Genomic DNA, 25846 nt, shown 5'->3' on the forward strand with positions numbered 1-25846 from the left:
AGCGCCGTTCCGCGTTGAGGGGCGTGGGCAGCGGAGAAAAAATTCGTGTCGACGCCGACCGGCGCCGGCCTGGACGAGGACGGCAAGCCGCCCGCGGGCGCGTGACGCGCGCTTCCCGGCGGCCAGAGGTTTGACCGATGCGTTTCGCTCACTTCTTCGTCGACCGGCCGATCTTCGCTTCGGTGACGTCGATCATCTTCCTGATCATCGGCTTCGTCGCCTACGAGAAGCTGCCCGTCTCGCAATATCCCGAGATCGTGCCGCCGACCGTGACGGTGCGTGCGAGCTTCCCCGGCGCCAACGCCGAAACGGTGGCGGCGACCATCGCGACGCCCCTCGAGCAGGAGATCAACGGCGTCGACAACATGCTCTACATGACGTCGCTGTCGACCAACGACGGCGCGATGCTGCTCACCGTCACCTTCAAGGTCGGCACCAACCTCGATATCGCCAACGTGCTGGTGCAGAACCGTCTCTCGGTCGCCCAGCCGCGCCTTCCGCCGGACGTGCGCAACCTCGGCGTCATCGTCCGCAAGGCCTCGCCCGACCTGATGCTGGTCGTGCACCTGCTCTCGCCGAACAAGACCTACGACCAGAATTACCTCGCCAACTACATCTACCTCAACATTCGCGACGAGATGCTGCGCCTCGATGGCGTCGGCGACATCTCGATCTTCGGCGGCAACGAGTACGCGGAGCGGATCTGGCTCGATCCCCAGAAGATGGCGGCCTACGGGCTGACCACGACCGACGTCACCACCGCTTTGCAGGAGCAGAACGTCCAGGTCGCCGCCGGCCAGCTCAACGGTCCGCCCGCAGCGCCCGGCGCCGCCTTCCAGCTCGTGGTGCAGTCGCAGGGGCGCTTCCAGTCGCCGGAGGAGTTCGCGGACGTCATCGTCAAGGCGAGCCAGGGCCGCCTCGTGCGCGTGCGCGACATCGCCCGCGTCGAGATGGGCCAGAAGGACTACACCACGAACTCCTTCCTCAACGCGACGCCCGCGGTCGGCATCGGCGCGTTCCAGCGGCCGGGCACCAACGCCCTCGACGCCGCCGCCTCCGTGAAGGCGACGATGGAGCAGTTGAAGAAGAACTTCCCGCCGGACGTCGAGTACCGCATCGCCTATAATCCGACCGAGTTCATCGAGGAATCGATCCACGAGGTCTACAAGACGCTGTTCGAGGCCGTCCTCCTCGTCGTCATCGTGGTGCTGGTGTTCCTCCAGAGCTGGCGCACGGCGCTCATTCCGGTCATCGCGATTCCCGTCTCGCTGGTCGGCACCTTCGCGGTGATGTCGGCGCTCGGCTTCTCGCTCAACAACCTGACCCTGTTCGGGCTCGTGCTCGCCATCGGTATCGTCGTCGACGACGCCATCGTGGTGGTGGAGAACGTCGAGCGCAACATGGCCGAGGGGCTCTCGCCGGGCGAGGCCGCCCACAAGACCATGGACGAGGTCGGCTCGGCGGTCATCGCCATCGCCCTGGTTCTGGCGGCGGTGTTCATCCCGACCGCCTTCATCCCCGGCATTTCGGGCCAGTTTTACAAGCAGTTCGCGCTCACGATCGCGGCCTCGACCATCATCTCGGCCTTCAACTCGCTGACGCTCTCGCCCGCCCTCTGCAAGCTGCTGCTCAAGCCGCATCACGCCCATCAGAAGCCGAAATTCTTCCTCACCCGCTTCATCAACTGGCTCGCCGACCTGTTCAATCGCGGTTTCGACAAGCTGTCGAACGGCTACGGCCACGCCATCCGGTTCCTCACCAGCACCGCGATCGGCGTCATCGCCATGCTGATCCTCTATGCGGGGGTCATCGCCGGAACCCTGCACCTCGCCCGGACCACGCCCACGGGCTTCATTCCGGACCAGGACCAGGGCTACCTGATCGGCGTTGTGCAGCTGCCCGCAGGCTCCTCGCTCGACCGCACCACCGCCGTGGTGAACCGGGCCGCCGAGATCGCCCGCGGCGTCGATGGCGTGACCAACACCGTCATCATCGCCGGCTTCGACGGCGCGACCTTCACCAACACCACCAACGCGGCGGTGATGTTCCTGACGCTCAAGGGCGCCAAGGAACGGGCCGCGGCGGGGCGCAGCGCCGCGGTCATCACCGGCGACGTGCTCAAGGCCACCTCCGGCATCCAGGAGGCGCGCGTCATCGTGATCCCGCCTCCACCGGTGCGAGGACTGGGCCAGGGCGGCGGTTTCAAGATGCAGATCGAGAGCCGCCAATCCTCGGCGATCGGCCCGCTGCTGGCCGCCGCCGGCGAGGTGATCGGTCAGGCCAATCAGAGCAAGGACGTGACCCGGGTCTTCACGACCTTCGGCAACGACACGCCCCAGCTCTATCTCGACATCGACCGCACCGTCGCCCGCATGCTCAACGTGCCCCTCGCCAACGTCTTCTCGACGGTGCAGGCGGCGCTCGGCGGCACGTACGTCAACGACTTCAACACGCTGGGCCGCATCTATCAGGTGCGCGTGCAGGGTGATGCGGTCTACCGCATGTCGAAACGCGACATCGAGCAGCTCAAGGTCCGCTCCTCGACGGGCGCCCTGGTGCCGTTGGGGACGCTCGCCTCGATCCGCGAGATCACCGGCCCGCAGATCGTGCAGCGGTTCAACCTCTACTACTCGGTGCCGGTGCAAGGCGTGGCGCAACCCGGCATCTCGACCGGCCAGGCGCTCGATTCCATGGAGGCGATCGCCAAGCAGGCCCTGCCCGAAGGCTACGCCTACGACTGGACCGAGATCGCCTATCAGCAGAAGGCCGCGGGCGGCACCGCCATCTACGTCTTCGCGCTGGGCGTGCTCCTCGTCTTCCTCGTGCTCGCGGCGCAGTACGAATCCTGGGCCTTGCCGCTGGCGATCCTTCTCGTGGTGCCGACCGGCGTGCTCGCGGCCCTGTTCGGGGTGCAGTTGCGGGGGCAGGACAACAACATCCTGACCCAGATCGGACTGATCGTGCTGATCGGCTTGGCGGCCAAGAACGCGATCCTGATCGTGGAATTCGCCCACGACATCGAGGAGGGCGAGCACAAGGGGCCGGTCGAGGCCGCGGTGCAGGCCTGCCGGCTTCGCCTGCGCCCGATCCTGATGACGGCCTTCGCCTTCATCCTGGGCGTGCTGCCGCTCGTCATCGCCACCGGTCCCGGTGCCGAGATGCGCCAGGCACTCGGCACCGCCGTGTTCTTCGGCATGATCGGAGCGACCTTCTTCGGTCTGTTCCTCACCCCGGTCTTCTACGTCGTGATCCGCAAGATCGTGATCTGGATCGGCAAGAAGCGCGGCAAGTCGGGCGACCACGCGCCCGAGCCACACGGAACGCCCGCACACGGCTGACCTTTTGCGCCGGAGGGGATGCGAAGACGGCCGGGAGCCCTAGCTTCCGGCCGTTCCCTTTTTCACGGACAGGATCGCCCGTGCCCGGTTACCTGCCCTTCGCGGGCGCGCTGCAGCTTCCCGCCTATACCTGCGACAATTGCGGATTCTGGCAGCGCCACTTCGCGCCGCCGCCTTCCTGCCCGATGTGTCTCGATGCGCGCCACGTCGTACCGCAGGACGGGTGGCGCTTCCGCTCCGAGCGCGAGGCGCAGGAAGCCTTTCCCTGCCATTGGCAGGAATTGGAACCCGGCGTCTGGCGGTTCTGGAACGAGCCGGTCTCCGGCATCGGCCCGAGCGCCTATCTCGTCCAGACCGAACACGGGAATATGGGCTTCGAGGGCTGCCCGGTCTTCAGCGCGGACGCGCTCGACCAGATCGAGCGGCTCGGCGGAATGAAGGTACTCTCCGCCTCGCATCCCCATTCCTACGGTGCGCTGGTCCAGTTGCAGGACCGGTTCGATCCGGAGCTCTGCCTGCCGGCCGCCGACTTTACCTGGAGCGCGGCACTTCAGGTTTCCTGGCCCTACGACGACTTTCTCGAACCCTTGCCGGGGCTGGAACTGCATCGCACCGCCGGTCACTTCGACGGCCACGCCGTGCTGTTCGACCGCAAGCGAAAGATCTGCTTCTGCGGCGATGCGCTCAAATTCGAACTCGATCCCGAGAATTTCCGGAAGGCGACGACGATCTCGGCCCACAAGGCGTTCGTGCGCGGCGTACCCCTCACCGTGAGCGAATTGCGCCGTTACCGCGACGTCTTCGAACGACTCGATTTCACCCAGACTTGGACCCCGTTCGAACCGGCGGCGAATGTCGGGCGGACCGAGGTGCTGGCTTTGATCGACGCGATGCTCGGATCTCGGCCGCACGCGGCGCCGGTGCCGCTGGATCGGCTCCACGCTCCCCATGGTGCATGATGCAGCGGCGGGGGCGTGCCCCGTCGCGCCTGTCGATCCCACGCGGCGAACCCGGATCTCCTGATCTCGAAGCGGCGGCCCGGCCGTCCAACATACCGGGATCCGGCACCCGATCCCGGCATCGCCCCGTCCCGGCGATGCCGACGGCGCCACGCTCTCCCCAAGACAAGACCGTCATCGCAACGCCGCCGCAACCTAGCGGAAAATGCAATATTCCTTTTCCGCCCAGCGTCATCATTCTTAACCGCTCGTTAACTTGCGCGATAAAATATTCGTGAGCCTGCGAGGGACATCGACCGGATCCAAGAAATAGCCGGCGGTTACGCTCGTACTGGCTTGGATGGCGATCACTTCGTCAGTGAATACGAAGGTTCGCTGAGGCGGGGGCGAAGCGAATGTTTCGAAAGTCTGTCCACAATGCAGCACAGGCAAAGCTCGATGCGCTTGATCGATCGCTCGCCACCGTCGAATTCGCGATGGACGGGACGGTCCTGAACGCCAACCGGAACTTCCTGTCGGTGGTCGGCTACCGACTCGACGAGATTCTGGGCCAGCATCACCGGATGTTCTGCGACGCGGATTACGTCGCGAGCGCCGATTACGCCGCCTTCTGGGCGAGGCTGCGCAGCGGCGAGTACGCGTCGGGCGAATTCGCCCGGGTGGATCGGAACGGTCGGCGGGTTTGGCTGCAGGCGACCTACAACGCGATCCTCGACGCCTCCGGCAAGCCGGAGCGGGTGGTCAAGTTCGCCGCCGACATCACCGTCAAGAAGAACGAGACCAGCCGGCTCATGACGATGATCGACGGCATGCCCATCGCCGTCATGACCGCCGATCCCAACGACGCCTTCAAGATCAACTATCTGAACAAGACTTCGCAGACGACGCTCGGCTCGATCGAGCAACACTTGCCGATCAAGGTGTCGCAGATGCTGGGCACGTCGTTCGACGTGTTCCACAAGAACCCGCAGCACCAGCGCTCGCTTCTGGCGGATGCGAGCCGCCTGCCGCACCGGGCCAAGATCAAGGTCGGCCCCGAGACGCTCGATCTGCGCGTGTCCGCGATCAACGGGCCGGACGGCCGCTACATCGGGCCGATGCTGACCTGGGCGGTGGTGACGGCGGAAGTTCAGATGGCGGCCGAGGTGAAACGCGTCGTCGAGGCCGTCGGCGCGGCGGTCGGCGAGATGCAGCGTTCCGCCGAGGGTCTGACACGCTCGGCGGATGAGGCGCGCTACCGTGCCTCCTCCGTCGCCGCCGGCTCGGAGCAGATGACGGCTTCGATTCAGGAGATTTCGGGCCAGGTCGGCAGCGTGTCTGAGCGGGCCAAGCGCATCGCCAGCCAGGCCGAGGCCACCGACACAACGGTGCGGATGCTGGCGGAGAGCGCCCGCAAGGTCGATGCGGTGGTGGCCATGATCAAGTCGATCGCCGACCAGACCAACCTTCTGGCGCTGAATGCGACGATCGAGGCGGCCCGCGCCGGGGCGGCCGGCCGCGGCTTCGCGGTGGTGGCGACCGAGGTGAAGGCGCTCGCGGAGCAGACGGCTCGGGCGACCGGCGAGATCACCGGGCAGATCGCGGCCATCCAGAGCGCGACGGGCGAAGCGGTCGACGCCATCGGCGGCATCACCGCCGCCGTATCCGAATTGTCGAACCTGACCGTCGCCATGGCGAGCGCCGTGGAGGAACAGGCGGCGTCCACCCACGAGATGTCGAGCAATATCGGCGGCGTCTCGGCGGCGGCCAACGCCACGGGGCAATTCGCGGAATCGGTGCGCGGCATCGCCGACAACCTGGCCGACCATTCCACCAGCCTCGGCGGCAGCGTCGAGCGCTTCCTGAAGGCCAATTGATCGGGCGACAGGGCCGTCGTTCCAACCATCTCACGAGCGGGGCGACGGCGTTCGAGGGTCAGAGGACGGGCGGCGAGAGAGCCAAACACCGTGAACAGGTGCCGGGCAGCACCGGATTGATCGAAGCGATGCAACCGAAACAAGGGTCGCGGATTGACTGATCTCTGATAGCGTCCGACGACCGCTCCCGTGGGAACGGGTGCCGGACGCCGCGCGAGCCTCCCTTGAGCCCCATCGTGTGGGGGGCCGGCACCGGTGACATCATGATCGATACCGTCCTCCTCATCCCTCCGGGTTTCGGCCCCACAGCCAATCCGCTGCTCTTCGGCGTGTCGGAGGGACTGGCCCGGCTGTTCCCGCTTCCGGGGGACCAGATTTTCGCAACGTCGCAGGGCCCGCACGAGGCCAGCCTCGACCCGCATCAGGATTCGGCCTCGGCGCCGCTTTCCTCGTCTGCCGAGGTCTAATTTACGGGTGTATCGGCGCGCCCTGTTGCGGCCACGTTCATCACCACATTGCTCCGCACGACTCGCGGAGTGAATTATTCCATGTCCTTCTTGCAGGGGCTGCCGATCGGCGATCTGATCGCGCATTACGGCTACCTCGCCATCTTCGTCATCATCACCCTGGAAAGTGCGGGCGTGCCGCTTCCGGGTGAAACGATCCTGATCACCTCGGCGGTCTATGCCGGCAGCACAGGCGGATTGAACATCGTCCTCGTGGTGGCTGCCGCCGCGGCGGCCGCGATCCTGGGCGACAATCTGGGCTACTGGGTCGGACGACGCTGGGGCATGCCGCTGCTCATCCGCTACGGCCACCTCATCGCCCTCGACCACGGGCGGCTGAAGCTCGGGCAGTACCTGTTCCGCGAGCATGGCGGGAAGATCGTGTTCTTCGGCCGCTTCACCGCGATGCTGCGCGCCTATGCGGCGGTGCTGGCGGGCGTCAACAAGCTCGATGCCCGCCGCTTCTTCGTGTTCAACGGCCTCGGCGGCATCGCCTGGGCTTCGATCATGGGCTTCGGCGCCTATTGGTGCGGGCGCTCCATCGAGCACATCGTCGGGCCCGTGGGCCTCGGCCTCCTGGCTTTCGTGATCTTCGGCGGTCTGGCCCTGTGGCTCTTCATGAAGCGCCACGAGGAGCGCCTGCTGGTCAAGGCCGAAGCCGCGATCCCGGGGCCGCTGACGACGCACTGAGCGAGGCGAACATGAGAAAGGGCGGCGCGCGGCGCCGCCCTTTCTCATGTCGACGGGGCGCTTCCCCCGCCCCGCCGAAGGGATGATCCCTTCGGGATCCCGTTACGAAACGATGGCGCCCTTGATGGCAGCCGCGACACGCTTCACGCCCGCGGGAACGTCGCCGCCCTTCAAGTGGATCCGTAGAGCCCGCCGCTTGCGCTCCGAGAGCACGGCGAAATCGCCGCGTGCCTGCGCCGCGATCACCGTCTTGAAACCAAGCTTACGGCCGGGAATCGCGAGGTCGTCCGACGGGTCGGCGGTGATCTGCAGGAACACGCCGGAGGCTGGTCCGCCCTTGTAGGCCTGCCCTGTGGAGTGGAGGAAACGCGGGCCGAATTCCAGGCAGGTCGCCACCTGCCGGGCATCGCGCAAGGCGAGACGCGCTTCCTGCAGCGTCGCATGATGGGTCTCGTTGCGCTCGACATAAGCCAAGACCGCGACGTAGTCGCCCGCCTTCACCCGGCCGAGATGGGCCGCCACGATGGCCACGACGCTGTCGCCCTGGCGCAGGGCTTCGGCATTGGCCGGATCGGCATAGAGCGCGACCGTATCGTCCTCGAAGATCGGCGTCTCGGCCGGCAGTGCGCCGGTCTCCTCGGCGCTCGCGAACAGCTTCTTGGTCTCGATCTTACTGGCCTCGACATCGGGCTGGTCGAACGGATTGATGCCGAGCACGGCCCCCGCCACGGCGGTAGCGATCTCGAAGCGGAAGAATTCCTGCGGCAGCTGCTCGACCTTCTCGAGGTCGATGCGCACCACCGGCTGCGCGTCGCTCTCGAGAACCTTCACCGCTTCGTCCTGCCGCGGGTCGGCCCGACCGGTCAGGCGCAGATACACGAACAGGCGATCCTCGCCGTAGACCGCGGGCACGCCGACGGGCTCACCCTCGACCGGGATGATGCCGTACCCCTCCTTGCCGGTCGACTCGGCAATCAGCTGCTCCGCCCAGGTGCCGAAGGTGTCGATGCCGGGCGAGGCGATGAAGGTGATCTTGTCGCGACCGAATTCCTTGGCCGCCGCGCCCATGGCCGCTCCCAACCGCACGCCCGGATTGGCCGCAGGCGGCACCGCCGGTCCGCAGGACCGAACCATCATCCGGGCGGAATCGAGGAATTCGCGGATCTCGACGCCCGCCACCGCCGCCGGCACGAGGCCGAATGCCGACAGCACCGAGTAGCGCCCGCCGATCTGCGGCACGCCGAGGAAGATCTTGCGGAAGCCATCGTCCTGGGCGGCCTTCTCCATGGCCGAGCCCGGATCGGTGACGGCAACGAAGTGGCGACCTGCCTTGTCGGCGCCGACGACGTCCTTCATTCGGCCGAGGAAGTAATCACGGAAGACATTGGGCTCGAGCGTCGAGCCGGATTTGGAGGCGACGATGAAGAGCGTCGTCGGCAGGTTCACCGCCGCCTCGACGGCGCGCACCTCGTCCGGATCGGTCGAGTCGAGGATGCGGAGTTTCGGAAACCCCTCACGATGGCCGTAGGTCGCCGCGATCACCTCTGGGCCCAGGCTGGAGCCGCCCATGCCGAGCACCACCGCGTCGGTGAAACCCTCAGAGCGAACCTCCTCGGCAAAGCCCTCGTAGAGCGCCACCTTCTCCAGCTCATCCTCGACGATGCGCAGCCAGCCGAGCCACTTCGCCTCGTCGCGGCCGGTCCAGACGGTGCTGTCATGCGCCCAAAGACGCCGGATCGCGCCGCTGGCGCGCCAGGATTCGACGGCCTTGTCGGTGGCCGCCTGCAACGCGTCCCCGAGCTTGAAGGATTGGGCATTGAGGCGATGCCCGAGGAAGGCCACGCGCTTGCCCGCGACCGCGCCGAGCAAGGCATCGGCGGCATCGACGAAGAGCTGCACGCCCTCTTCCACCAGCTGACGCGCCACCGCCTCGATGTCGATGCCGGCCTGCGCCAGCCGCTCCATCACGGCCTGTGCCTGATCGACGTTCTCTTCCAACGACGCGCGCACCTTCCCATGGTCGCGGAACGCGTCCATCGTGGCCGGCGGCATGGTGTTGACGGTGTTCCTGCCGATCAGCTCCTCGACATAGAGGACGTCGGAATAGGCCTTGTTCTTGGTCCCCGTGGAGGCCCAGAGCAGGCGCTGCGCCTTGGCACCCTTGGCTTCCAAGGCCTCCCATTTCGGTCCTGAGAAAACCCGCTTGTAGCGCTGATAGGCGAGCTTGGCGTTGGCGATCGCGACCTTGCCCTTCAGGTCTTCATAGCCGCCGACTTCGTCCAGCTTCTTGTCGACGAGGCTGTCGATGCGGCTGATGAAGAAGCTCGCGACGGAGGCGACCTTCGACACATCGCCGCCCTTCGCGCCGAACTCGGTCAACCCATCGATGAAGGCGTGGGCGACCTCCTCGTAGACGCTCTGCGAGAACAGCAGGGTGATGTTGACGGAGATCCCCTCAGCCGTGAGCTGGCGAATGGCCGGAAGGCCCGCAGGGGTCGCCGGCACCTTCACCATCAGGTTGTCGCGCGCGACCGCCTTGTGGAGACGGCGGGCCTCGGCGAGCGTCTCCTCGGTATCGAGGGCGAGGTAGGGGGAGACTTCGAGGCTGACATAGCCGTCGGCGCCGTCGCTCGTGTCGTAGACCCGGCGCAGCACGTCGGCCGCCGCCTGGATGTCGGCGATGGCCAGCCCCTCGTAGAGATCGATGACCCGGGCGTCGCCCTGGTCGAGGACGGCCTTGAGGCTGTCGTCGTACTCCGTCGAGTGACCGATCGCCTTCTCGAAGATCGAGGGGTTGGACGTGACGCCGCGCAAGTCGTCACGCTCCACCAGGGCCTGCAACTCGCCTTTCGCGACGAAGCCGCGGGCCACGAAATCGAGCCAGACCGCCTGCTCGTGCTCGGCGAAGAGGGCGTTCAGCGCGTTCATCTCGGTCGTCCTCGCGTGGTTTTCGTCCCGCACCCGGTAGATAGGGCGCGCCTGCCCGTGCAAGGCCCCCACCGAACGCGCAGGAGCGTCCGATTCAGCGCAAGTCGAAGCGTGACGGTGATGGTGCGGGGAGGGCGCCTCGGCAAGGTGTCAGCCGGGCTTTATCGGCCGGACGACGCTTCGATGCGCTCGAAGGTGAGGTAGCTCGGCAGGCGACCGGCCGCGAGCGCCTTGGTCTCGTAGCGGGTGCCGGGCCAGCCGGGGAAGGGCTTGCGCCAGTCGTCGGCCTGACGCGCGGTCCAGCGCAATGACGGGCAGCGGGCCGCCCGCACCAGCGTCCAGCCCACGTAATCGTCGATATCGGAGGCGAAACGGAAATATCCGCCGGGTCGCAGCACGCGGGCGATCTCGGCCAGCGACGCGTCGGAAACGAAGCGGCGCTTGCGCTGGCGGCGCTTCGGCCAGGGATCGGGATAGAGCAGATAGACCCGCGCCAGCGAGGCATCCGGCAGGGCGGCGAGCAGGGCCGTCGCGTCCTCGTCCCAGACGCGGACATTGCGAAGGCCGCCATCGTCCACGGCGCGCAGCAGCTTGACCACGCCGTTGACGAAGGGCTCGCAGCCGATGATGCCGGCACTCGGATGGGCAGTCGCCTGGGCGGCGAGATGCTCGCCGCCGCCGAAGCCGATCTCCAGCCAGACCTCGTTCACCGGAACCGGGAACAGGGCAGGGGGATCGAGAGGGGCACCGTTCTCCGGGATCGCGACGCGCAGTTCCGGAAGCAGCGCGTCGAGGCGCTGCTCCTGACCCGGCCGCAGCCGTTTGCCCTTGCGGCGCCCGTAGAAGGCCCGCTCGTCGGTCCCACCCGCCCCGGGAGGGATGGTCTCATCCCTCTCCATGGCGGATCAGGATCAGAAGGCCGACTTCAGCTTGTCGGCGAGGTCGGTCTTCTCCCAGGAGAAGCCGCCATCGGCATCCGGCTCGCGGCCGAAATGGCCGTAGGCCGAGGTGCGGGCGTAGATCGGCTTGTTGAGCTGAAGCGCCGTGCGGATTCCGCGGGGCGACAGATCGAGGGCATCCATCAGGACCGACTCGAGCTTGGCTTCGTCAACGGTGCCGGTGCCGTGCAGATCGACATAGATCGACAGGGGCTTGGCGACGCCGATGGCGTAGGAGAGCTGGATCGTGGCGCGGCGGGCGAGGCCGGCAGCGACCACGTTCTTGGCGAGATAGCGGGCCGCGTAGGCCGCCGAGCGATCGACCTTGGTCGGATCCTTGCCCGAGAAGGCGCCGCCGCCGTGAGGCGCCGCGCCGCCATAGGTGTCGACGATGATCTTGCGGCCGGTGAGGCCGGCATCGCCGTCGGGGCCGCCGATCACGAACTTGCCGGTCGGGTTGACGTGCCACACCGTCTTCTCGGTCACCCAATCCTGCGGCAGGGCCGCGCGGATATAGGGCTCGACGATCGCGCGGACGTCGGCCGAGTCGAGGGACTCGTCGAGGTGCTGGGTCGAGAGCACGATCTGGGTCGCCTCGACCGGGCGGCCGTTGGCGTAGCGGACCGTCACTTGGCTCTTGGCATCGGGACCGAGCTTGGCGGCGTCGCCCTGCTGGGCCTTGCGGGCATCGGCGAGGTCTTTGAGGATCTTGTGGGCGTAGTAGATCGGGGCCGGCATCAGGGCCGGGGTCTCGTCGGCGGCATAGCCGAACATGATGCCCTGGTCGCCCGCGCCCTCGTCCTTGTTGCCTGCAGCGTCCACGCCCTGGGCGATGTCGGCCGACTGCGCGTGCAGATAGATCGCGACGTCGTTGTTCTTCCAATGGAAACCGGACTGCTCGTAGCCGATGTCCTTCACGGCCTCGCGCGTCAGCTCTTCCAAGTCCTTGAAGGTCACGGAATCGGGGCCGCGCACCTCACCGGCGATGACGACGCGGTTCGTGGTCGTCAGCGTCTCGACGCCGAGCCGGGCCTCCGGCATCGCGGCGATGTAGGCATCGACCACGGTGTCCGAGATGCGATCGCTCACCTTGTCGGGGTGGCCTTCGGACACGGATTCGCTGGTGAACAGGAAGTCTGAGCGCGGCATCGGACGGAACCCCCGAGCGCCGGGCGCGTGCCTTGGCGGCGGCGCTTGACCCGGTCATTAAGGAGCTCGGCTTGTCGCACCGCCGTTCAGGACGGTCAACCCGTCATGCCGGAAACGTCCGTTATAACGAACGCCACGCCGGACGGGTCGCTTCAGCTCCTCAACTCGCGACCGAACGCCTCGATCGCGGCCGACAATTCCCGCCGCTGATCCTCGCTGAAACTCTCCGAAACCTGCCGAGCGAAGGCGCGGGCGAGATTCGACCAGGGATCGGCCACCAGAGCTTGCTGCGGCGCCTCGCAGAAGCCGCGCTCGTAGGACTGGTCGGGGTGGGGGATGCCATCGAGAAAGTCGGACACGGGCGTGCCGGTCATGCGGCTGAGGATGGCGAGATGGATCGCGCTGATCCGGTTGACGCCCTTCTCGTATTTCTGAAGCTGCGCCGCCGACATCCCGAAGCTGTCGGCCACGGCTCGCTGGGTCAGCCGCGACCGCTTGCGTTGCTCAGCGATGCGCCGACCCAGAATGATGTCGCGCTCATCGGTCTTCTGCCCTGCCATAATCGTCCCGCACGGCCCTACCCTCGCAATCTGGTTCGAACGAATCGGACCGGGGCGCAAGCCTGGGAAGTGGCCTAGGGAACAACACCCACAGAAAATCTCATTTGTTAAATGATGGTGGTCGCCTCTCCACATGTGTGGGCCATTGTCACCGGTTCTTCGTCGCGCGGCGACGGCTCGTAACCGCACCAGACGCAGGTGCCGAGGGCGGCGATCCGCGCCCCATTGCGCTGCGAGCAGAGGGGACAAATCAGGAGCGTCAATCGATCGGACGAGCGGAGAGCCAATCCGCGCCCGAGGAAGGTGACGTGGTGGGTTTCCGTCGAGTTGGTGTCGGTGTCGTTGCTCATGCCCGCCCTGGACGGCAACGCAAGACGGTGCCGGATCGGCGGACCAACGGCCGAGCTGTCCGCGGGTTGCACGGAGAGAGGCCGAGGGTGGGGGATGGCGTCCCCGGGAGGAATCGAACCTCCGACCCCAGGTTTAGGAAACCTGTGCTCTGTCCGGCTGAGCTACGGAGACGTTGCCCCGACACCTAACATCGAAGTGGGACAGCGCCAACCCGATGGTCAATCGACCGAGAGGCGCGATACCGCCGATCGCGCTGGAAAAACGGCCGGGTTCCGGAGAATCGGCCCCGGATCTGCGGGCGGACCGCGGTGAGGCCCTGAAGGCCGCCATGCGATCTGCCAGAGTGGGGCGGCGTCCGGCCCGAAACTCAGACCGTGCGCTCGATCATCATCTTCTTGATCTCGGCGATGGCCTTGGCCGGGTTGAGGCTCTTCGGGCAGGTATTGGCGCAGTTCATGATCGTATGGCAGCGATAGAGCCGGAACGGATCATGCAGCGCGTCAAGGCGCTCGCCGGTGTTCTCGTCGCGCGAATCGATCAGCCAGCGATAGGCCTGGAGCAGGGCCGCCGGGCCGAGGAACTTGTCGCCGTTCCACCAATAGCTCGGGCAGGAGGTGGTGCAGCAGGCGCACAGGATGCACTCGTAGAGGCCGTCGAGACGGGCGCGGTCCTCCGGCGTCTGCTTCCACTCCTTCTCGGGGGAGGGCGTCTCGGTCTGGAGCCAGGGCTCGATCGAGGCGTGCTGGGCGTAGAAGTTCGTCAGGTCCGGCACGAGATCCTTGAGGACCGGCATGTGCGGCAGCGGGTAGATCCGCACCGCCCCGTCCTTGTCCTTGCGGGTCAGGAAGGGGAGGGCGTTGTCGGGAGTCCGGCACTCGTCGATGCCCATGGTGCAGGCGAGCGCGTTCTGGCCCTCGATGTTCATGGCGCAGGAGCCGCAGATGCCTTCGCGGCAGGAGCGGCGGAAGACCAGCGTCGGATCGACCTTGTTCTTGATCCACAGCAGCGCGTCGAGCACCATCGGCCCGCAATCGTCGCGATCGACCCGGTAGGTGTCGATGCGCGGATTCTTCCCGTCATCGGGGTTCCAGCGGTAGATGCGGAACACCTGCACGTTCTTGGCGCCGTCCGGAGCGGGCCAGGACTTGCCCTCGGTCAGCTGGGAGTTCTTGGGAAGGTTGAACTGGGCCATATCCCTGTACCTTTGAGGTGCGGCGAAGATGCGGTGACCTGCGCCGGCTACGGCTCGTCTCGAAAACTCGTCATGGGCGGCCGAGCCGGTCGGCCACCAAGCGCTCGGCCTCGGCGCGGGACGGCGGCCTCTCGCCCGGTCCCGCTCGGCGGAACCGCACGGACTCGACCCTGGAGTCGATCAGGCGGAGCCGACCCTCGGTGGCCGCGCGTGCCGATCGGTCGATCCCGCGCTGGATCATCCTCCCGATCTCGCGGCGCGCTTGATCGACCGGCCCCGGATCAGCCGCCGCGGCGAGCGAGTCATGGCCGAGATCGGAGCGCCCGAACATCAATACACGCGTGCCTTCGGCTCGATGTACTGGATCTCGTTCGACATGGTGTAGGTGTGCACCGGGCGGTAATCGATATTGACCGCGTGGGCATTCGGATCGAGCCACGCGAGCGTGTGCTTCATCCATTCCTTGTCGTCGCGCTCGGCGTAGTCCTCGCGGGCATGCGCCCCGCGGCTCTCCTTGCGGTTGGCCGCGGAATCCATGGTGACGACCGCCTGACCGATCAGGTTGTCGAATTCGAGCGTTTCGAGAAGGTCGGTGTTCCAGACCAGCGAGCGGTCGGAGACCTTCACGTCGGCGACGCCGCGCCAGACATCGTGGATCAGGCCCTGGCCCTCTTCCAGCACCTCGCCGGTGCGGAAGACCGCGCAGTTGTTCTGCATCGTCCGCTGCATCCGGTCGCGCAGTTCCGCCGTCGGCGTGCCGCCATCGGCGTAGCGGAAGCGGTCGAGGCGGCCGAGCGCCTTCTCGGCCGAATCCCGCGGCAGCTCCGGCTGGCGGGCGTTCGGCTCGACGATGTCGGCGCAGCGCAGGCCCGCGGCGCGGCCGAACACCACGAGGTCGATCAGCGAGTTGGAGCCGAGGCGGTTGGCGCCGTGCACGGAGACGCAGGCCGCCTCGCCGAGCGCCATCAGGCCCGGCACCACCGTATCCGGATCGCCGTTCTTCAGGGTGAGCACCTCGCCGTGATAGTTCGTCGGGATGCCGCCCATGTTGTAATGGACCGTCGGCAGGACCGGGATCGGCTCCTTGGTGACGTCGACGCCCGCGAAGATCTTGGCGCTTTCCGAGATGCCGGGCAGGCGCTCGTGCAGGATCTTCGGATCGAGATGGTCGAGGTGCAGGAAGATGTGATCCTTGTTCTTGCCCACGCCGCGGCCGTCACGGATCTCCATGGTCATTGAGCGGGAGACCACGTCGCGGGAGGCGAGATCCTTGGCGGAAGGGGCGTAGCGCTCCATGAAGCGCTCGCCTTCGGAGTTGGTGAGATAACCGCCCTCGCCCCGCGCGCCCTCGGTAATGAGGCAGCCGGCGCCGTAGATGCCGGTCGGGTGGAACTGCACGAACTCCATGTCCTGCAGCGGCAGGCCGGCGCGCAGCACCATGGCGTTGCCGTCGCCGGTGCAGGTATGGGCGGAGGTCGCCGAGAAATAGGCACGGCCGTAGCCGCCGGTGGCCAGGATGGTCTGCTGGGCGCGGAAGCGGTGGATCTCGCCGGTGGCCTGATCGATGGCGATGACGCCGCGGCAGCGCCCGTCATCGTCCATGATCAGGTCGAGGGCGAAGTACTCGATGAAGAACTGAGTCTTGTTCTTCACTGCCTGCCCGTAAAGCGTGTGCAGCATGGCGTGACCGGTCCGGTCCGCCGCGGCGCAGGTGCGCTGCGCGGTGCCCTTGCCGTAATCGGTGGTCATGCCGCCGAAGGGCCGCTGATAGATCTTGCCTTCCTCGGTCCGCGAGAACGGCACGCCCCAATGCTCCAACTCGTAGACCGCCGCGGGCGCGTTCCGCACGAGGTACTCGATCGCGTCCTGATCGCCGAGCCAGTCAGACCCCTTCACGGTGTCGTACATGTGCCAGCGCCAGTCGTCCGGGCCCATATTGCCGAGCGAGGCCGAGATGCCGCCCTGGGCCGCCACCGTGTGGGAGCGGGTCGGGAACACCTTGGTGATGCAGGCGGTGCGCAGACCCGCCTGCGAGCACCCGACGGTGGCGCGCAGGCCGGCGCCGCCCGCGCCGACGATCACCACGTCGAAGGTGTGGTCGGTGATGGCGTAGGCCGGGGCGCCGCTGCCGTTCGATCCGTTGGAAGCCATTGGAGTCGTCCTCAGCTGAAGGATGCCGTCAGGCGAGCCCGCCCAGGCTCACGCGGATGATCGCGTAGAGGCAGGCGGCGGCGACCGCGACGGCGTAGAAGGTGTTGGCGATGAGCGCCGCGTATTTGAGACCGTGGCTGTGCACGTAGTCCTCGATGACGACCTGCATACCGAGGCGCATGTGCAGGGCCACCGAGACGACGGCGAGGATCAGGATGATCGCCACGAGCGGGTGCGCCACGAGGGCGACCGCCTCCGGATAGGTCCGGCCGGCCATCTTGGCGATGATCACCACGAAGGCGAGCATCAGGAGCGCGTTGGCGGCACCGGTGACGCGCTGCATCCAGAAATGCTCGGCGCCGTGGCCGGCAGCCCCGAGGCCCTTCACCCGAGCCCGGGGGGTGCGCATCGAGAGCGCGGTGTTCTGGCGGTTGTCGACCTGGGACATGGCAGCGGCTCTCAGCGCAGGACGAGGGCGAGCGCCCAGATGACGACGGTGAGGATCACCGATCCGATCAGCGTCGCGCGGGCGAGGCCGAGGCGCCGGTCGCGGTCGAAGCCGTAGCCCGCATCCCAGACGAAGTGGCGCAGGCCGCCCAGCATGTGGTGCATCAGCACCCAGGTGTAGCCGAACAGGACCAGACGCCCGATCCACGAGCCGAAGAACCACGCCACGAAGTCGTAGGCCTTCGGACCGGAGGCGAGCGCCACCAGCCAGATCGCCACCAGGGCGGTGCCGCCATAGAGCGCCGTGCCGGTGACGCGGTGGAACACCGACATCGCCATGGTCCAGGTCCAGCGATAGATCTGGAGATGGGGCGAGAGCGGCTGAGCGACCGTCGGTCTCACGGTTGGGGCCATCGCGATCAGTTTCCTCGCGTCCGGGACAGGTTCGAAGACGAGCTCGAACTTTGGATTGTTTCGAAAGAAGGGTTAGGGCGCCCGGCATCGGCGGGCAATGCCCCGTGCTGCGCTGCAGCATGAGACGAAATAACGAACAGGCCGATCTGTCTCATGCTCACGCCAGCCTCCCGGTCAGGCGAAACCAGAGATAGGCCAGAGGCGCGGCAACGATCAGGGAGACGAGACCGCTCGCCGCGGTCAACTTGGTCGCATCCCGCAGGGAGAGGCCGGCGAGATCCATGGTCATGACGATCGGCGGCGCCTGATAGGGCAGGAACAGCGTCGAGTAGCCGACCACCTGCACCATCAACACGCTCAGCAGGTCGAGGCCGCTGCTGCCCGCGAACTCTCCGGCCAGCGCGGTGTAGAGCGCGGGTGCGCCGTTGGCCGTGCCGATAAACAGGAAGCCGATCGACAATCCGACGAGTGTCGCGAAATTGGTCGCATCCGCCCCCGGCTGCAGCGGCGCGACCGCGAGCAAAGCGTGACCGATCCGGGCCCCGAGCCCGGTCTCGTTGACGATGGCGGTCAGCCCGAACAGGGCGGCGACGTAGAAGCAGGTCCGCAACGGGATATCCGAGAAGCTGGTGCTGGGCAGCATGCCGATTCTCGGCATCAGACAGATCACCGCGGCGGCGAGTCCGATCCAGGCCGGGGCGATGCCGTGCCAGCCGTCGGTGAGCCATAGGCCGAGCATGACGGCGAGGACGACCGCCAGACGCCGCTCCTCACCGGACATCGGGGGAAGCGACACGGGTGCGGGCCGGGTGCCGTCGAGCCGGTCGGGAAACAGCACCACGGTGCAGGCAACGAGGATCGCGCCCTTCACGAGACCGAGAACGGGTGTGTGCAGGAAGAGGTAGGGCAGGTAGGCGAGGTGGATGCCGAAGAGGGTTTCGGCGGTGCCGGCCATGACGAGGTTCGGCACGTTGGCGGGAAGGATGGCGGCCGAGAGAACCGGCGTGGCGATCCCGAAGGCCAGGATCGCCCCCCTGCGCCCCGGACGTCCGGCCGTGAGGCCGAAGGCGTCGCAGAGCGCGATCAGCACCGGCACCATCACGGCGATGCGCCCGAGATTGGACGGCATGATGAAGGCCAGGGCGAAGGAGAAGGCGACGAGGCCGGCGACGAAGCCCGGATAGGAGGCCGGCAGCCGCGCCGCGAGCATTCGGGCGAGCCGGTCGCCGAGCCCCGTACGGTTCATAGCGAGCCCGACCACCATCCCGCTCGTCACCAGCCAGAAGGCGGAGGAGGCGAAGCCCGAGAACACCGTCTGGGCCGGCGCGAGCTTGAGCAGCATCGCCGCCGCGAAGAACAGCAGGGCGGTCACGACCTCGGCGACGAGACCGGTGGCCCACAGGCCCATACACAGCACGAGAAGGGCCGCCGTCGCCGCAACCACACCGGTTGCCGCGACCGTGCCCTGTCCCCCCATGATCTGTGCAGCCGCAGCGCTCATGGGCCGCGTTCAAACGTGAATTTGAATCGTTCGCAATTCGGCTTTCGTGGTGGATGCCTTCGCCTTATGCGAAGGCTACCGATCGGCTCGCGCTCTTGTGAAGCCCGAGAAGGCCGGCATTCGCTGTTTCAACGGCGAACGCGGACGGTTCCACATGGCCGCGTGAGCCCGTTTCGGCCGCGCTTTCGATCACCTGTGCAGGCGATCCGGCCGGGGACTTGGCCGCAGGGAAGCGATTCCCGGAAGGAATCGGGCAGGTCGTCCCGTCGGGATCGGCGCGGCCTCCTTTCCCTCGGAGGGGAGAGAGGGCAGCGTGGCGGCCACCCATGATGCGATTCGATCTCGTCGACCTGAACCTGTTCCGCCATATCGTCGAGGCGGGCTCCATCACCCATGGCGCCGAAAGGGCAAATCTCGCCCTGGCCGCCGCCTCCACCCGCATCCGTGCGATGGAGCTCTCCCTCGGCGCCGCTCTGCTCGTGCGCGGGCGCCTCGGCGTCAGCCCGACCCAGGCCGGCCGCACCTTGCTGGGTCATATCCGCGACATCTTGGGCCAGATCGAGCGGATGCAGGGCGATCTGTCGGTCTTCGCCGGCGGCGCCGTCGGCCAGATCCGGGTCCTGTCGAACACCAACGCGCTCACCGAATTCCTGCCCGAGGCGCTCTCGGCCTATCTCGCCCTCCACACCGGCGTGAGCGTCGACATCGAGGAGCGCACGTCGGATGAGATCGTCGGGATGGTGGCCGACGGCGCCGCCGATCTCGGCATCGTCGCGGGCACGGTCGATACCGGACGGCTCCAGACCTTCCCGTTCCGCCACGACCGCTTCGTCGCCGTGGTCGCCCCCGATCACCCGCTCGCCCGGCGGACGGACATCGATTTCGCCGAGGTCTTGGAGCACGACCTCGTCGGACTCGACCGGCCGAGCGCCCTGACCCGCTTCCTCGCCGACAAGGCGGCCCGTATCGGGCGGCCGATGCGGCTGCGGGTGCAGCTCCGGAGCTTCGACGCGGTCTGCCGCCTCGTCGAATGCGGGGTCGGCCTCGGCATCGTACCGGAGACGACGGCGCGCCGGGCCAAGCGCATCACCGACATCGCCCTCGTGCCCCTGCGTGACCCTTGGGCCGCCCGCGACCTGATGCTGTGCCTGCGCGATCTCGACGCGCTCCCGCCCTTCGCCCAGGATTTCGTGGCGCATCTGCGGGCGGTGGGGACCTAGAGCATCGTGTCGGATATCGGATCCGGCACGATGCTCTCGGTTATTGTGACGCATCGGCTTTTTCCGAAAGCCGACTCCCACCTTTCGGGCCGATGCTCAACGGATCAGCCGAAAATCGTATCGACCAGAAGCTTCCCGTTGAGCACGACGATCAATCCGGCGATGGCCCAGGACAGCACGCCGAGCCAGCGCGGGACCGTGAACGCCCCCATCAATCCGCGGTCGGAGACGAAGCGCACCAGCGGGATGACCGCGAAGGGCAGTTGCATCGACAGGACCACCTGACTGAGCACGAGAAGCTTCGCCGTTCCCTGATCGCCGTAGAGCGCGGTGACGGCGACCACCGGGACGATGGCGATGCCCCGCGTCACGAGGCGGCGCGCCCAATCCGGCAGGCGCAGGCGCAAGAAGCCCTCCATGACGATCTGTCCGGCGAGCGTCGCGGTGACCGTCGAGTTGAGGCCGGACGCCAACAGGGCCACGGCGAACAGCGTCGAGGCGAGGCCGACGCCGAGCAGCGGGGACAGCAGCTCATGGGCCTGCTCGATCTCCTCCACATCGGTGCGCCCGGTCGCGTGGAACACGGCGGCCGCCAGAATCAGGATCGCGGCATTGACGAAGAGCGCGAGCATCAGGGCGATGGTCGAGTCCGCCACCACGAAACGCAGGGCTTCGCGGCGCCCGCCCTCCGTGCGGGGATAGGCGCGGGTCTGCACGATGGCCGAGTGGAGGTAGAGATTGTGGGGCATCACGGTGGCGCCGATGATGCCGATGGCGATGTAGAGCGCGGCCGGGTTGGTCACGATCTCCCGGGACGGCACGAAGCCGCCGAGCACCGCCTGGACCGGCGGCGCGGCGAGGACGATCTGGACCGCGAAGCAGACGAAGATGATCGTCAGGAGCCCGATCACGAAGGCTTCGAGGGCGCGAAACCCCTTCCGCAGAAGCAGGAGCACCACGAAGACGTCGAGGGCGGTGATGACGGCGCCGAGCGTCAGCGGAATGCCGAACAGGAGCTTGAGGGCGATGGCGGTGCCGATGACCTCGGCGAGGTCGCAGGCGATGATCGCCGCCTCGCAGATCAGCCAGAGCGCGAAGCCGACCGGACGCGGGTAACGTGCGCGGCAGGCCTGGGCGAGGTCGAGGCCGGTGGCGATGCCGAGCCGGGCGGCCAGCGCCTGCAGCACGATCGCCATGAGGTTCGACAGCAGGATGACGGCGAGCAGGGTGTAGCCGAACTGGGCGCCGCCCGCGATGTCGGTGGCCCAGTTGCCGGGATCCATGTAGCCGACCGAGACCATGTAGCCCGGTCCGAGGAAGGCAAGGAATCGCCGCAGCCACGATCCACCGGCGGAGACCGGCACGCTGCCGTTAAGCGCGCCGAGACTCGGCCCCAGGGCGGGCGCCTCCGGTGCGGGCCGTCGAACTCGATCCATCACGGTGTCCACGCGCATCGCGGCCCTCGGTCTTCATCCACCCCGCGCCGCGGATCCCCGGCCCGGCCGCCGCCGGGCGGAAGAGATGCGGGCCGAGCGCGACGCGGAAGCAGGGAAGCGGCCCGGCACGCTGGCCAAGCCTCTTATAGCCAAAGCTATAAAGCTGCGCCGGTGCTTTCATCAAGGGGGCGAACGAAAGCGCCGCAGGATTCCCGCTTCGCCCCGGCTTGGGGTAGAGAGGGCTGAGATGCGGCATCCGTGCCGCTGCGGATCCGGCCCCGAGCGAGGAGAGCGCCGTTCATCATGCAGGAATCGCCGCGCGAGTCCGCTGGGCCCGACGACGGGGCACCGCTCGTCGATCCGGAGGTCCATGTCGAAAGCTTCCGTCAAGCGCGCGAGGCGCGACGACTGGAACTCGTGGAGGATTACGTCGAGCTGATCGCCGATCTGATCGGCGATGGCGGCGAGGCGCGGCAGGTCGACATCGCCGCCCGGCTCGGCGTCGCCCAACCGACCGTCGCCAAGATGCTCAAGCGTCTGGCCGAGGATGGGCTGGTGCAGCAGCGGCCCTATCGCGGCGTGTTCCTCACGGCGGCGGGACAGGCGCTGGCGGCCCAGTCGCGGGAGCGCCACCGCATCGTCGAGCGATTCCTCTGCGCCCTCGGCGTCAGCACGGAGACGGCCCGCCGCGACGCGGAGGGCATCGAACACCATGTGAGTGCCGAGACCCTGGACGCATTCCGCCGCTTCGCCGACGCGCGCCTCGGGTCGTGAGGAAAGAAACCGGATGGAACTGAACCAGCAACTGGCGGCACTCGCCGCCGTCAGCGCCCGTCACGACGCCGCGGTGACCAACCTCGCCGAGAGCGTGGCCGATCTCGGAGCCAAGCAGGTCGCCCATCAGATGGCGGTGGGCTTCCTGGCCAGCGTGCTGCGCTCGATCGATTCCGACCATTACGACGAGCGGCTGGAAGGCTACCTCGCCATGCTGCGCGACGCCCTGTTTCGCGACGATCCCGACGCGGCGCTCGCCAACACCGTGCTGGAAACCCTGGAACGGTCGCTGCGCCCCGCGCAGGAATCGGACGAGCCGTGAGAGCCGCCGGCCGTTCCGCATGATCGACGCGGGATCGTGATCGGTCCGCGATCCCCGTTCATCTCGCCCTCGCTTGGTCCGGGCGCGACGGCGTGGCACAACCGCCCCATGGCCGACCGGACCACCCATCCCTATTCCATCGACGTCAGGCCCTGCTGGCGGGCGCCGGACCGCTACGTCTGCTCGATCCGCGAGAAGGGGACACCGCGGCGCTACGGCCCACAGACCTACGCCACCTTCGACGAGGCGCGCCGGGCCGCCCAGGAACGGCTGCGTCAGCTGGTCTTCGAATGGCAGCTCGTCGGGCCTGAGCCGCGATAGACGATCAACCGGAGCTCGCTCCGTCGCCGCCGGATCCATCGCCACTCGAGCCGTCGCCAGCGGCATCGCCGCCGAACTCCGCTCCGCCACCGATCCGGATCTCCTCGCCGTCGATCCAGGCGAAGAGCAGGCCCGAAGGCGCCGTGCAGCGCGATCGGTCGCGATGAGCCATGACACGTTCACCGGCACGCCAGGAGCGCCGACAACACCTGCGCCGCGAGCAGGCACAGCGCGTTGACGCAGAGAATAGAGTAGATGAGCAGGCAGAGCGGACGCTCCATGACGGAGTCGCCGCCGGTCTAGATCGTCAACCACACCGGCGCGCTCCCGCGATGACCGCGCCGAGGCCGAAACGGTCCCTAGGCCCGCTCGCCGTCGGCGGACTGGGCATACTGGACCAGGGCCGCCATCTGGGCCGGTGCGCGAAACACGCGGCCATCCTCCGTCTCCACATAGACGTCCGAGGCGCCCATGCTGGCGAAGGTCATGGCCCGCTCCGCCGCCCGGACGCCGACGGCGTGCGGCTCGGCGGACGACGATCCGGCCGGGCCGGTCCAATGTACAGTGTAGCGCATGGTTCGCTGCTCCTCTCATCACGAGCATACGCGAGGAAGACCAGACGCGCGAGAGCGCTACCAGGATCGCGAACCGGCAGCCTGAGCAAGAAACCGTCAATTACCGTGCATACGGACACGGAAAGTATCATCTATTGTCGATGCGATTGCGCCGCCTCAAACCAGCACTCGGCCACTGAACGCACTGCACAATACACGCTTCAGACTGCTGAAGACTGATTCTTCCACTTGATACCGGGCCACATCTCTGCAACCAATAGAACAACGCATATTAACCGTAGCCAGGGGAGATTACCGTGTCGATCGTTGTCTACTGCGTTGCCGTCTTCGCAGTCTTCATCCTGATGCGTTTGGTTAGAGAGATGAGCAAAACATTCCATCATGACACCAACGGCGCAGATCTCATGCTGGCTGAAATCGGCCGGAAGCGGCTGGACTTCTAATAAGCCGCCGCTCGCAGGCAGCGGCGTTCGATTTCTGCGAGGTCTTCACCAAGACAGCCCCGGCCTCGAAGCGGTCGAGCCGGCCCCGGAAGCGTGCGGCCCCGAAGACCGCACGCTTCGCGGCGATCAGTACACGTCGGCCTGATAGCGGCCCGCCTTCTTGAGCGCGGCGAGGTAGGCCACCGCCTCGTCGGGGTTCTTGCCGCCGTGGCTCGCGGCGACGTCGATGATCGCCCGCTCCACGTCCTTGGCCATGCGCTTGGCATCGCCGCAGACGTAGAAATGGGCGCCGCCCTCCAGCCACTTCCACAATTCGGCGCCGTTCTCGCGCATCCGGTCCTGGACGTAGGTCTTCTCGGCACCGTCGCGGGACCAGGCCAGCGACAGGCGCGTCAGCACCTTGTCGTCCTTCAGCCCGTTCAGCTCGTCCTTGTAGAAGAAGTCCGAGGCCTGCCGCTGATGGCCGTAGAACAGCCAGTTGCGGCCCGGCGCCTGCGTGGCGGCGCGCTCGCGCAGGAAGGCGCGGAACGGGGCGATGCCGGTGCCCGGCCCGCACATGATGACGTCCTTCGAGAGATCCTCGGGCAGGGCGAAGCCGTGCGCCTTCTGAAGGTAGATCTTGACCTTCGTCTGCTCGGAAAGCCGTTCGCCGAGATGGGTCGAGGCCACACCGAGGCGCAGCCGCGAGCGGTGGTTGTAGCGCACGGCGTCGACCGTCAGCGAGACGCGGCCGGTATCCATCTTCGGCGAGGACGAGATCGAGTAGAGCCGCGGCTGCAACTCGTCGAGCGCTTCGAGGAAGACTTCCGCGTCGGGTCGGGCGCCGGGGAATTTGTGAAGCGCACCGAGCACGTCGAGATAGGCGGCGTCGCCGTCCGGATCCTCGCCGGCGGCGAGCGCCTGCGCCTTCTTGCGCTGCTCGCCGGAGGTGAGGAGCGAGAGGAGCTGGTAGAGATTGTCCGGCGCCGCACCGAGCGCGTACTCGGTCAGCAGACGATCCCGCAGGGTCTTGGACCCGATCTTCCGTTCGGGACGGGCGCCGAGCTCGGCGATCACCGCATCGACCAGAGCCGGCGCGTTGGCCGGAAACAGCCCGAGGGAATCCCCGACCACGTACTCGATCGGCGTGTCCTTCAGGTCGATCTCGATATGCCACGTCTCCTTCTCGCCGCCCGGTGCATTGAGGCGGGTGCGCGAGAGGAAGGTGGCCTCGACGGGGTTCTCGCGGCAATAGCCCAGCGGCCCGAGCTCCGGCTCCTTCTTGTCCGAAGCCTCGCCGGCGCCTTTCGCGGCGGGTGCGGCTCCACCGGCGCTGCCGAATTCCTCGTCGAGCTTCTTGAGCATGCGCATCGTCTCTTTGCCGCCCGGCTGGCAAAGGTTCAGGCGCTCCTCGCTCTTGAGGAAGATGGCATTGGCGTAGTCCGCGCAGTTGTAGCCGCATTGGCCGCAATCCTGCTGCGCCATGGCGGCCATCAGCTTCTGCGGCTCGGACTTGTCCTTGGCGAGGTCCATGCGGTCGGTGATCGGCATCGACGGGTCGTGCCAGGGCGCGTCGTCGTTGTCGGCGAGCCGGGGACCGGTGGACGGGGCCTCGCCCGGCGCGAGGGCGGTCGCCCCCTCGACGGCGGGGCCGAGCAGGGCGGCGAAGTAGCCCGACAGCCAGGAGCGCTGGTCGGCACTGAAGGGGGCGCTCTCGGGGATCAGGACGAGCGGGGGCGTGACGTGCTGGGTCATGGCGATTACCGGATGAACGGACGAAATGCGTATCGGACGGC

24 protein-coding genes and 1 tRNA gene are annotated in these 25846 nt (G+C 67.2%); 10 read left to right on the plus strand and 15 right to left on the minus strand.

Going from position 1 to position 25846, the window contains the following annotated elements:
• Positions 1 to 137 precede the first annotated feature (137 nt).
• The 5 genes from OWC43_RS17630 to OWC43_RS17650 all read left to right on the plus strand — a co-directional run bounded on the left by OWC43_RS17630 (position 138) and on the right by OWC43_RS17650 (position 7349).
• Complete coding sequence (locus OWC43_RS17630) at positions 138 to 3338, plus strand: efflux RND transporter permease subunit (protein WP_238308309.1); 3201 nt, start codon at positions 138 to 140, stop codon at positions 3336 to 3338.
• An 80-nt stretch (positions 3339 to 3418) separates the two neighbouring features.
• On the plus strand, positions 3419 to 4297 hold the full coding sequence (locus tag OWC43_RS17635) for an MBL fold metallo-hydrolase (protein ID WP_137827706.1): 879 nt from the start codon (positions 3419 to 3421) through the stop codon (positions 4295 to 4297).
• Between the two features lie 395 nt (positions 4298 to 4692).
• Complete coding sequence (locus OWC43_RS17640; RefSeq protein WP_393957625.1) at positions 4693 to 6153, plus strand: methyl-accepting chemotaxis protein; 1461 nt, start codon at positions 4693 to 4695, stop codon at positions 6151 to 6153.
• A 263-nt stretch (positions 6154 to 6416) separates the two neighbouring features.
• Positions 6417 to 6620: a hypothetical protein gene (locus OWC43_RS17645; RefSeq protein ID WP_393957626.1), complete on the plus strand. Its 204-nt coding sequence runs from the start codon at positions 6417 to 6419 to the stop codon at positions 6618 to 6620.
• Positions 6621 to 6701: 81 nt separating this feature from the next.
• The gene (locus OWC43_RS17650; RefSeq protein ID WP_137827704.1) at positions 6702 to 7349 is read left to right on the plus strand and encodes a DedA family protein; all 648 of its coding nucleotides are present in this window, start codon (positions 6702 to 6704) and stop codon (positions 7347 to 7349) included.
• A gap of 102 nt (positions 7350 to 7451) precedes the next feature.
• On the opposite strand, the gene OWC43_RS17655 is transcribed toward OWC43_RS17650, so the two are convergent.
• The 12 genes from OWC43_RS17655 to OWC43_RS17710 form a co-directional block, all read right to left on the minus strand.
• Positions 7452 to 10277 carry a bifunctional transaldolase/phosoglucose isomerase gene (locus OWC43_RS17655; protein ID WP_393957627.1) on the minus strand — a complete coding sequence of 942 codons (2826 nt, stop codon included), beginning with the start codon at positions 10275 to 10277 and terminating at the stop codon, positions 7452 to 7454.
• Between the two features lie 161 nt (positions 10278 to 10438).
• Positions 10439 to 11176, minus strand: coding sequence for a tRNA (guanine(46)-N(7))-methyltransferase TrmB (locus OWC43_RS17660; protein ID WP_393957628.1), 738 nt, complete (start codon positions 11174 to 11176; stop codon positions 10439 to 10441).
• Between the two features lie 12 nt (positions 11177 to 11188).
• Positions 11189 to 12364 carry a methionine adenosyltransferase gene (gene metK, locus OWC43_RS17665; protein ID WP_393957629.1) on the minus strand — a complete coding sequence of 392 codons (1176 nt, stop codon included), beginning with the start codon at positions 12362 to 12364 and terminating at the stop codon, positions 11189 to 11191.
• 152 nt (positions 12365 to 12516) lie between these two features.
• Positions 12517 to 12924 carry a helix-turn-helix domain-containing protein gene (locus OWC43_RS17670; RefSeq protein WP_393957630.1) on the minus strand — a complete coding sequence of 136 codons (408 nt, stop codon included), beginning with the start codon at positions 12922 to 12924 and terminating at the stop codon, positions 12517 to 12519.
• Positions 12925 to 13031: 107 nt separating this feature from the next.
• On the minus strand, positions 13032 to 13274 hold the full coding sequence (locus OWC43_RS17675; RefSeq protein ID WP_137827699.1) for a hypothetical protein: 243 nt from the start codon (positions 13272 to 13274) through the stop codon (positions 13032 to 13034).
• Positions 13275 to 13369: 95 nt separating this feature from the next.
• A tRNA-Arg gene (locus OWC43_RS17680) sits at positions 13370 to 13446 on the minus strand.
• 196 nt (positions 13447 to 13642) lie between these two features.
• The gene (locus OWC43_RS17685; protein WP_137827698.1) at positions 13643 to 14467 is read right to left on the minus strand and encodes a succinate dehydrogenase iron-sulfur subunit; all 825 of its coding nucleotides are present in this window, start codon (positions 14465 to 14467) and stop codon (positions 13643 to 13645) included.
• A 70-nt stretch (positions 14468 to 14537) separates the two neighbouring features.
• Positions 14538 to 14798: a hypothetical protein gene (locus tag OWC43_RS17690; protein WP_393957631.1), complete on the minus strand. Its 261-nt coding sequence runs from the start codon at positions 14796 to 14798 to the stop codon at positions 14538 to 14540.
• Entirely contained in the window at positions 14798 to 16618 is a 1821-nt protein-coding gene (gene sdhA / locus OWC43_RS17695) for a succinate dehydrogenase flavoprotein subunit (RefSeq protein WP_137827696.1), read from the minus strand. The genes OWC43_RS17690 and sdhA overlap by 1 nt, the downstream gene beginning before the upstream one ends.
• A gap of 28 nt (positions 16619 to 16646) precedes the next feature.
• The gene (gene sdhD, locus OWC43_RS17700) at positions 16647 to 17066 is read right to left on the minus strand and encodes a succinate dehydrogenase, hydrophobic membrane anchor protein (protein WP_137827695.1); all 420 of its coding nucleotides are present in this window, start codon (positions 17064 to 17066) and stop codon (positions 16647 to 16649) included.
• 11 nt (positions 17067 to 17077) lie between these two features.
• Entirely contained in the window at positions 17078 to 17479 is a 402-nt protein-coding gene (sdhC, locus tag OWC43_RS17705) for a succinate dehydrogenase, cytochrome b556 subunit (RefSeq protein WP_393957632.1), read from the minus strand.
• Positions 17480 to 17636: 157 nt separating this feature from the next.
• Positions 17637 to 18980, minus strand: coding sequence for an SLC13 family permease (locus OWC43_RS17710; RefSeq protein WP_393957633.1), 1344 nt, complete (start codon positions 18978 to 18980; stop codon positions 17637 to 17639).
• Positions 18981 to 19309: 329 nt separating this feature from the next.
• Here OWC43_RS17710 and OWC43_RS17715 point away from each other — a divergent pair, with 329 nt between their 5' ends.
• The gene (locus tag OWC43_RS17715) at positions 19310 to 20200 is read left to right on the plus strand and encodes a LysR substrate-binding domain-containing protein (RefSeq protein ID WP_393958584.1); all 891 of its coding nucleotides are present in this window, start codon (positions 19310 to 19312) and stop codon (positions 20198 to 20200) included.
• A gap of 104 nt (positions 20201 to 20304) precedes the next feature.
• On the opposite strand, the gene OWC43_RS17720 is transcribed toward OWC43_RS17715, so the two are convergent.
• Entirely contained in the window at positions 20305 to 21636 is a 1332-nt protein-coding gene (locus OWC43_RS17720) for an Nramp family divalent metal transporter (protein ID WP_393958585.1), read from the minus strand.
• Positions 21637 to 21939: 303 nt separating this feature from the next.
• On the opposite strand from OWC43_RS17720, the gene mntR reads away from it, so the two are divergent.
• The 3 genes from mntR to OWC43_RS17735 all read left to right on the plus strand — a co-directional run bounded on the left by mntR (position 21940) and on the right by OWC43_RS17735 (position 23053).
• Complete coding sequence (gene mntR / locus OWC43_RS17725; RefSeq protein ID WP_137827692.1) at positions 21940 to 22410, plus strand: manganese-binding transcriptional regulator MntR; 471 nt, start codon at positions 21940 to 21942, stop codon at positions 22408 to 22410.
• Positions 22411 to 22423: 13 nt separating this feature from the next.
• The gene (locus OWC43_RS17730) at positions 22424 to 22732 is read left to right on the plus strand and encodes a hypothetical protein (protein ID WP_393957634.1); all 309 of its coding nucleotides are present in this window, start codon (positions 22424 to 22426) and stop codon (positions 22730 to 22732) included.
• A 108-nt stretch (positions 22733 to 22840) separates the two neighbouring features.
• On the plus strand, positions 22841 to 23053 hold the full coding sequence (locus OWC43_RS17735) for a hypothetical protein (RefSeq protein WP_137827690.1): 213 nt from the start codon (positions 22841 to 22843) through the stop codon (positions 23051 to 23053).
• Between the two features lie 359 nt (positions 23054 to 23412).
• Here the strand turns inward: OWC43_RS17735 and OWC43_RS17740 are convergent, their stop codons facing one another.
• Positions 23413 to 23628 (minus strand): hypothetical protein, encoded by a 216-nt coding sequence (locus tag OWC43_RS17740; protein ID WP_137827688.1) that lies wholly within the window; start codon positions 23626 to 23628, stop codon positions 23413 to 23415.
• 296 nt (positions 23629 to 23924) lie between these two features.
• On the opposite strand from OWC43_RS17740, the gene OWC43_RS17745 reads away from it, so the two are divergent.
• On the plus strand, positions 23925 to 24071 hold the full coding sequence (locus tag OWC43_RS17745; protein WP_393957635.1) for a hypothetical protein: 147 nt from the start codon (positions 23925 to 23927) through the stop codon (positions 24069 to 24071).
• A gap of 126 nt (positions 24072 to 24197) precedes the next feature.
• Here OWC43_RS17745 and OWC43_RS17750 read toward each other — a convergent pair whose 3' ends face one another.
• Entirely contained in the window at positions 24198 to 25805 is a 1608-nt protein-coding gene (locus OWC43_RS17750) for a sulfite reductase subunit alpha (protein ID WP_393957636.1), read from the minus strand.
• Positions 25806 to 25846: the final 41 nt, after the last annotated feature.

Origin of the sequence: Methylorubrum sp. POS3, assembly GCF_043352485.1 — a bacterium.
Taxonomy (GTDB): domain Bacteria; phylum Pseudomonadota; class Alphaproteobacteria; order Rhizobiales; family Beijerinckiaceae; genus Methylobacterium; species Methylobacterium suomiense.

Excerpts from the sequence above, each read along its gene's own strand:
- OWC43_RS17630 (WP_238308309.1), top strand. The coding sequence starts at position 138 with ATGCGTTTCGCTCACTTCTTCGTCGACCGGCCGATCTTCGCTTCGGTG.
- OWC43_RS17640 (WP_393957625.1), top strand. The coding sequence starts at position 4,693 with ATGTTTCGAAAGTCTGTCCACAATGCAGCACAGGCAAAGCTCGATGCG.
- OWC43_RS17645 (WP_393957626.1), top strand. The coding sequence starts at position 6,417 with ATGATCGATACCGTCCTCCTCATCCCTCCGGGTTTCGGCCCCACAGCC.
- OWC43_RS17650 (WP_137827704.1), top strand. The coding sequence starts at position 6,702 with ATGTCCTTCTTGCAGGGGCTGCCGATCGGCGATCTGATCGCGCATTAC.
- OWC43_RS17655 (WP_393957627.1), bottom strand. The coding sequence starts at position 10,277 with ATGAACGCGCTGAACGCCCTCTTCGCCGAGCACGAGCAGGCGGTCTGG.
- OWC43_RS17660 (WP_393957628.1), bottom strand. The coding sequence starts at position 11,176 with ATGGAGAGGGATGAGACCATCCCTCCCGGGGCGGGTGGGACCGACGAG.
- metK (WP_393957629.1), bottom strand. The coding sequence starts at position 12,364 with ATGCCGCGCTCAGACTTCCTGTTCACCAGCGAATCCGTGTCCGAAGGC.
- OWC43_RS17670 (WP_393957630.1), bottom strand. The coding sequence starts at position 12,924 with ATGGCAGGGCAGAAGACCGATGAGCGCGACATCATTCTGGGTCGGCGC.
- OWC43_RS17675 (WP_137827699.1), bottom strand. The coding sequence starts at position 13,274 with ATGAGCAACGACACCGACACCAACTCGACGGAAACCCACCACGTCACC.
- OWC43_RS17685 (WP_137827698.1), bottom strand. The coding sequence starts at position 14,467 with ATGGCCCAGTTCAACCTTCCCAAGAACTCCCAGCTGACCGAGGGCAAG.
- OWC43_RS17690 (WP_393957631.1), bottom strand. The coding sequence starts at position 14,798 with ATGTTCGGGCGCTCCGATCTCGGCCATGACTCGCTCGCCGCGGCGGCT.
- sdhA (WP_137827696.1), bottom strand. The coding sequence starts at position 16,618 with ATGGCTTCCAACGGATCGAACGGCAGCGGCGCCCCGGCCTACGCCATC.
- sdhD (WP_137827695.1), bottom strand. The coding sequence starts at position 17,066 with ATGTCCCAGGTCGACAACCGCCAGAACACCGCGCTCTCGATGCGCACC.
- sdhC (WP_393957632.1), bottom strand. The coding sequence starts at position 17,479 with ATGGCCCCAACCGTGAGACCGACGGTCGCTCAGCCGCTCTCGCCCCAT.
- OWC43_RS17710 (WP_393957633.1), bottom strand. The coding sequence starts at position 18,980 with ATGAGCGCTGCGGCTGCACAGATCATGGGGGGACAGGGCACGGTCGCG.
- OWC43_RS17715 (WP_393958584.1), top strand. The coding sequence starts at position 19,310 with ATGCGATTCGATCTCGTCGACCTGAACCTGTTCCGCCATATCGTCGAG.
- OWC43_RS17720 (WP_393958585.1), bottom strand. The coding sequence starts at position 21,636 with ATGGATCGAGTTCGACGGCCCGCACCGGAGGCGCCCGCCCTGGGGCCG.
- mntR (WP_137827692.1), top strand. The coding sequence starts at position 21,940 with ATGCAGGAATCGCCGCGCGAGTCCGCTGGGCCCGACGACGGGGCACCG.
- OWC43_RS17730 (WP_393957634.1), top strand. The coding sequence starts at position 22,424 with ATGGAACTGAACCAGCAACTGGCGGCACTCGCCGCCGTCAGCGCCCGT.
- OWC43_RS17735 (WP_137827690.1), top strand. The coding sequence starts at position 22,841 with ATGGCCGACCGGACCACCCATCCCTATTCCATCGACGTCAGGCCCTGC.
- OWC43_RS17740 (WP_137827688.1), bottom strand. The coding sequence starts at position 23,628 with ATGCGCTACACTGTACATTGGACCGGCCCGGCCGGATCGTCGTCCGCC.
- OWC43_RS17750 (WP_393957636.1), bottom strand. The coding sequence starts at position 25,805 with ATGACCCAGCACGTCACGCCCCCGCTCGTCCTGATCCCCGAGAGCGCC.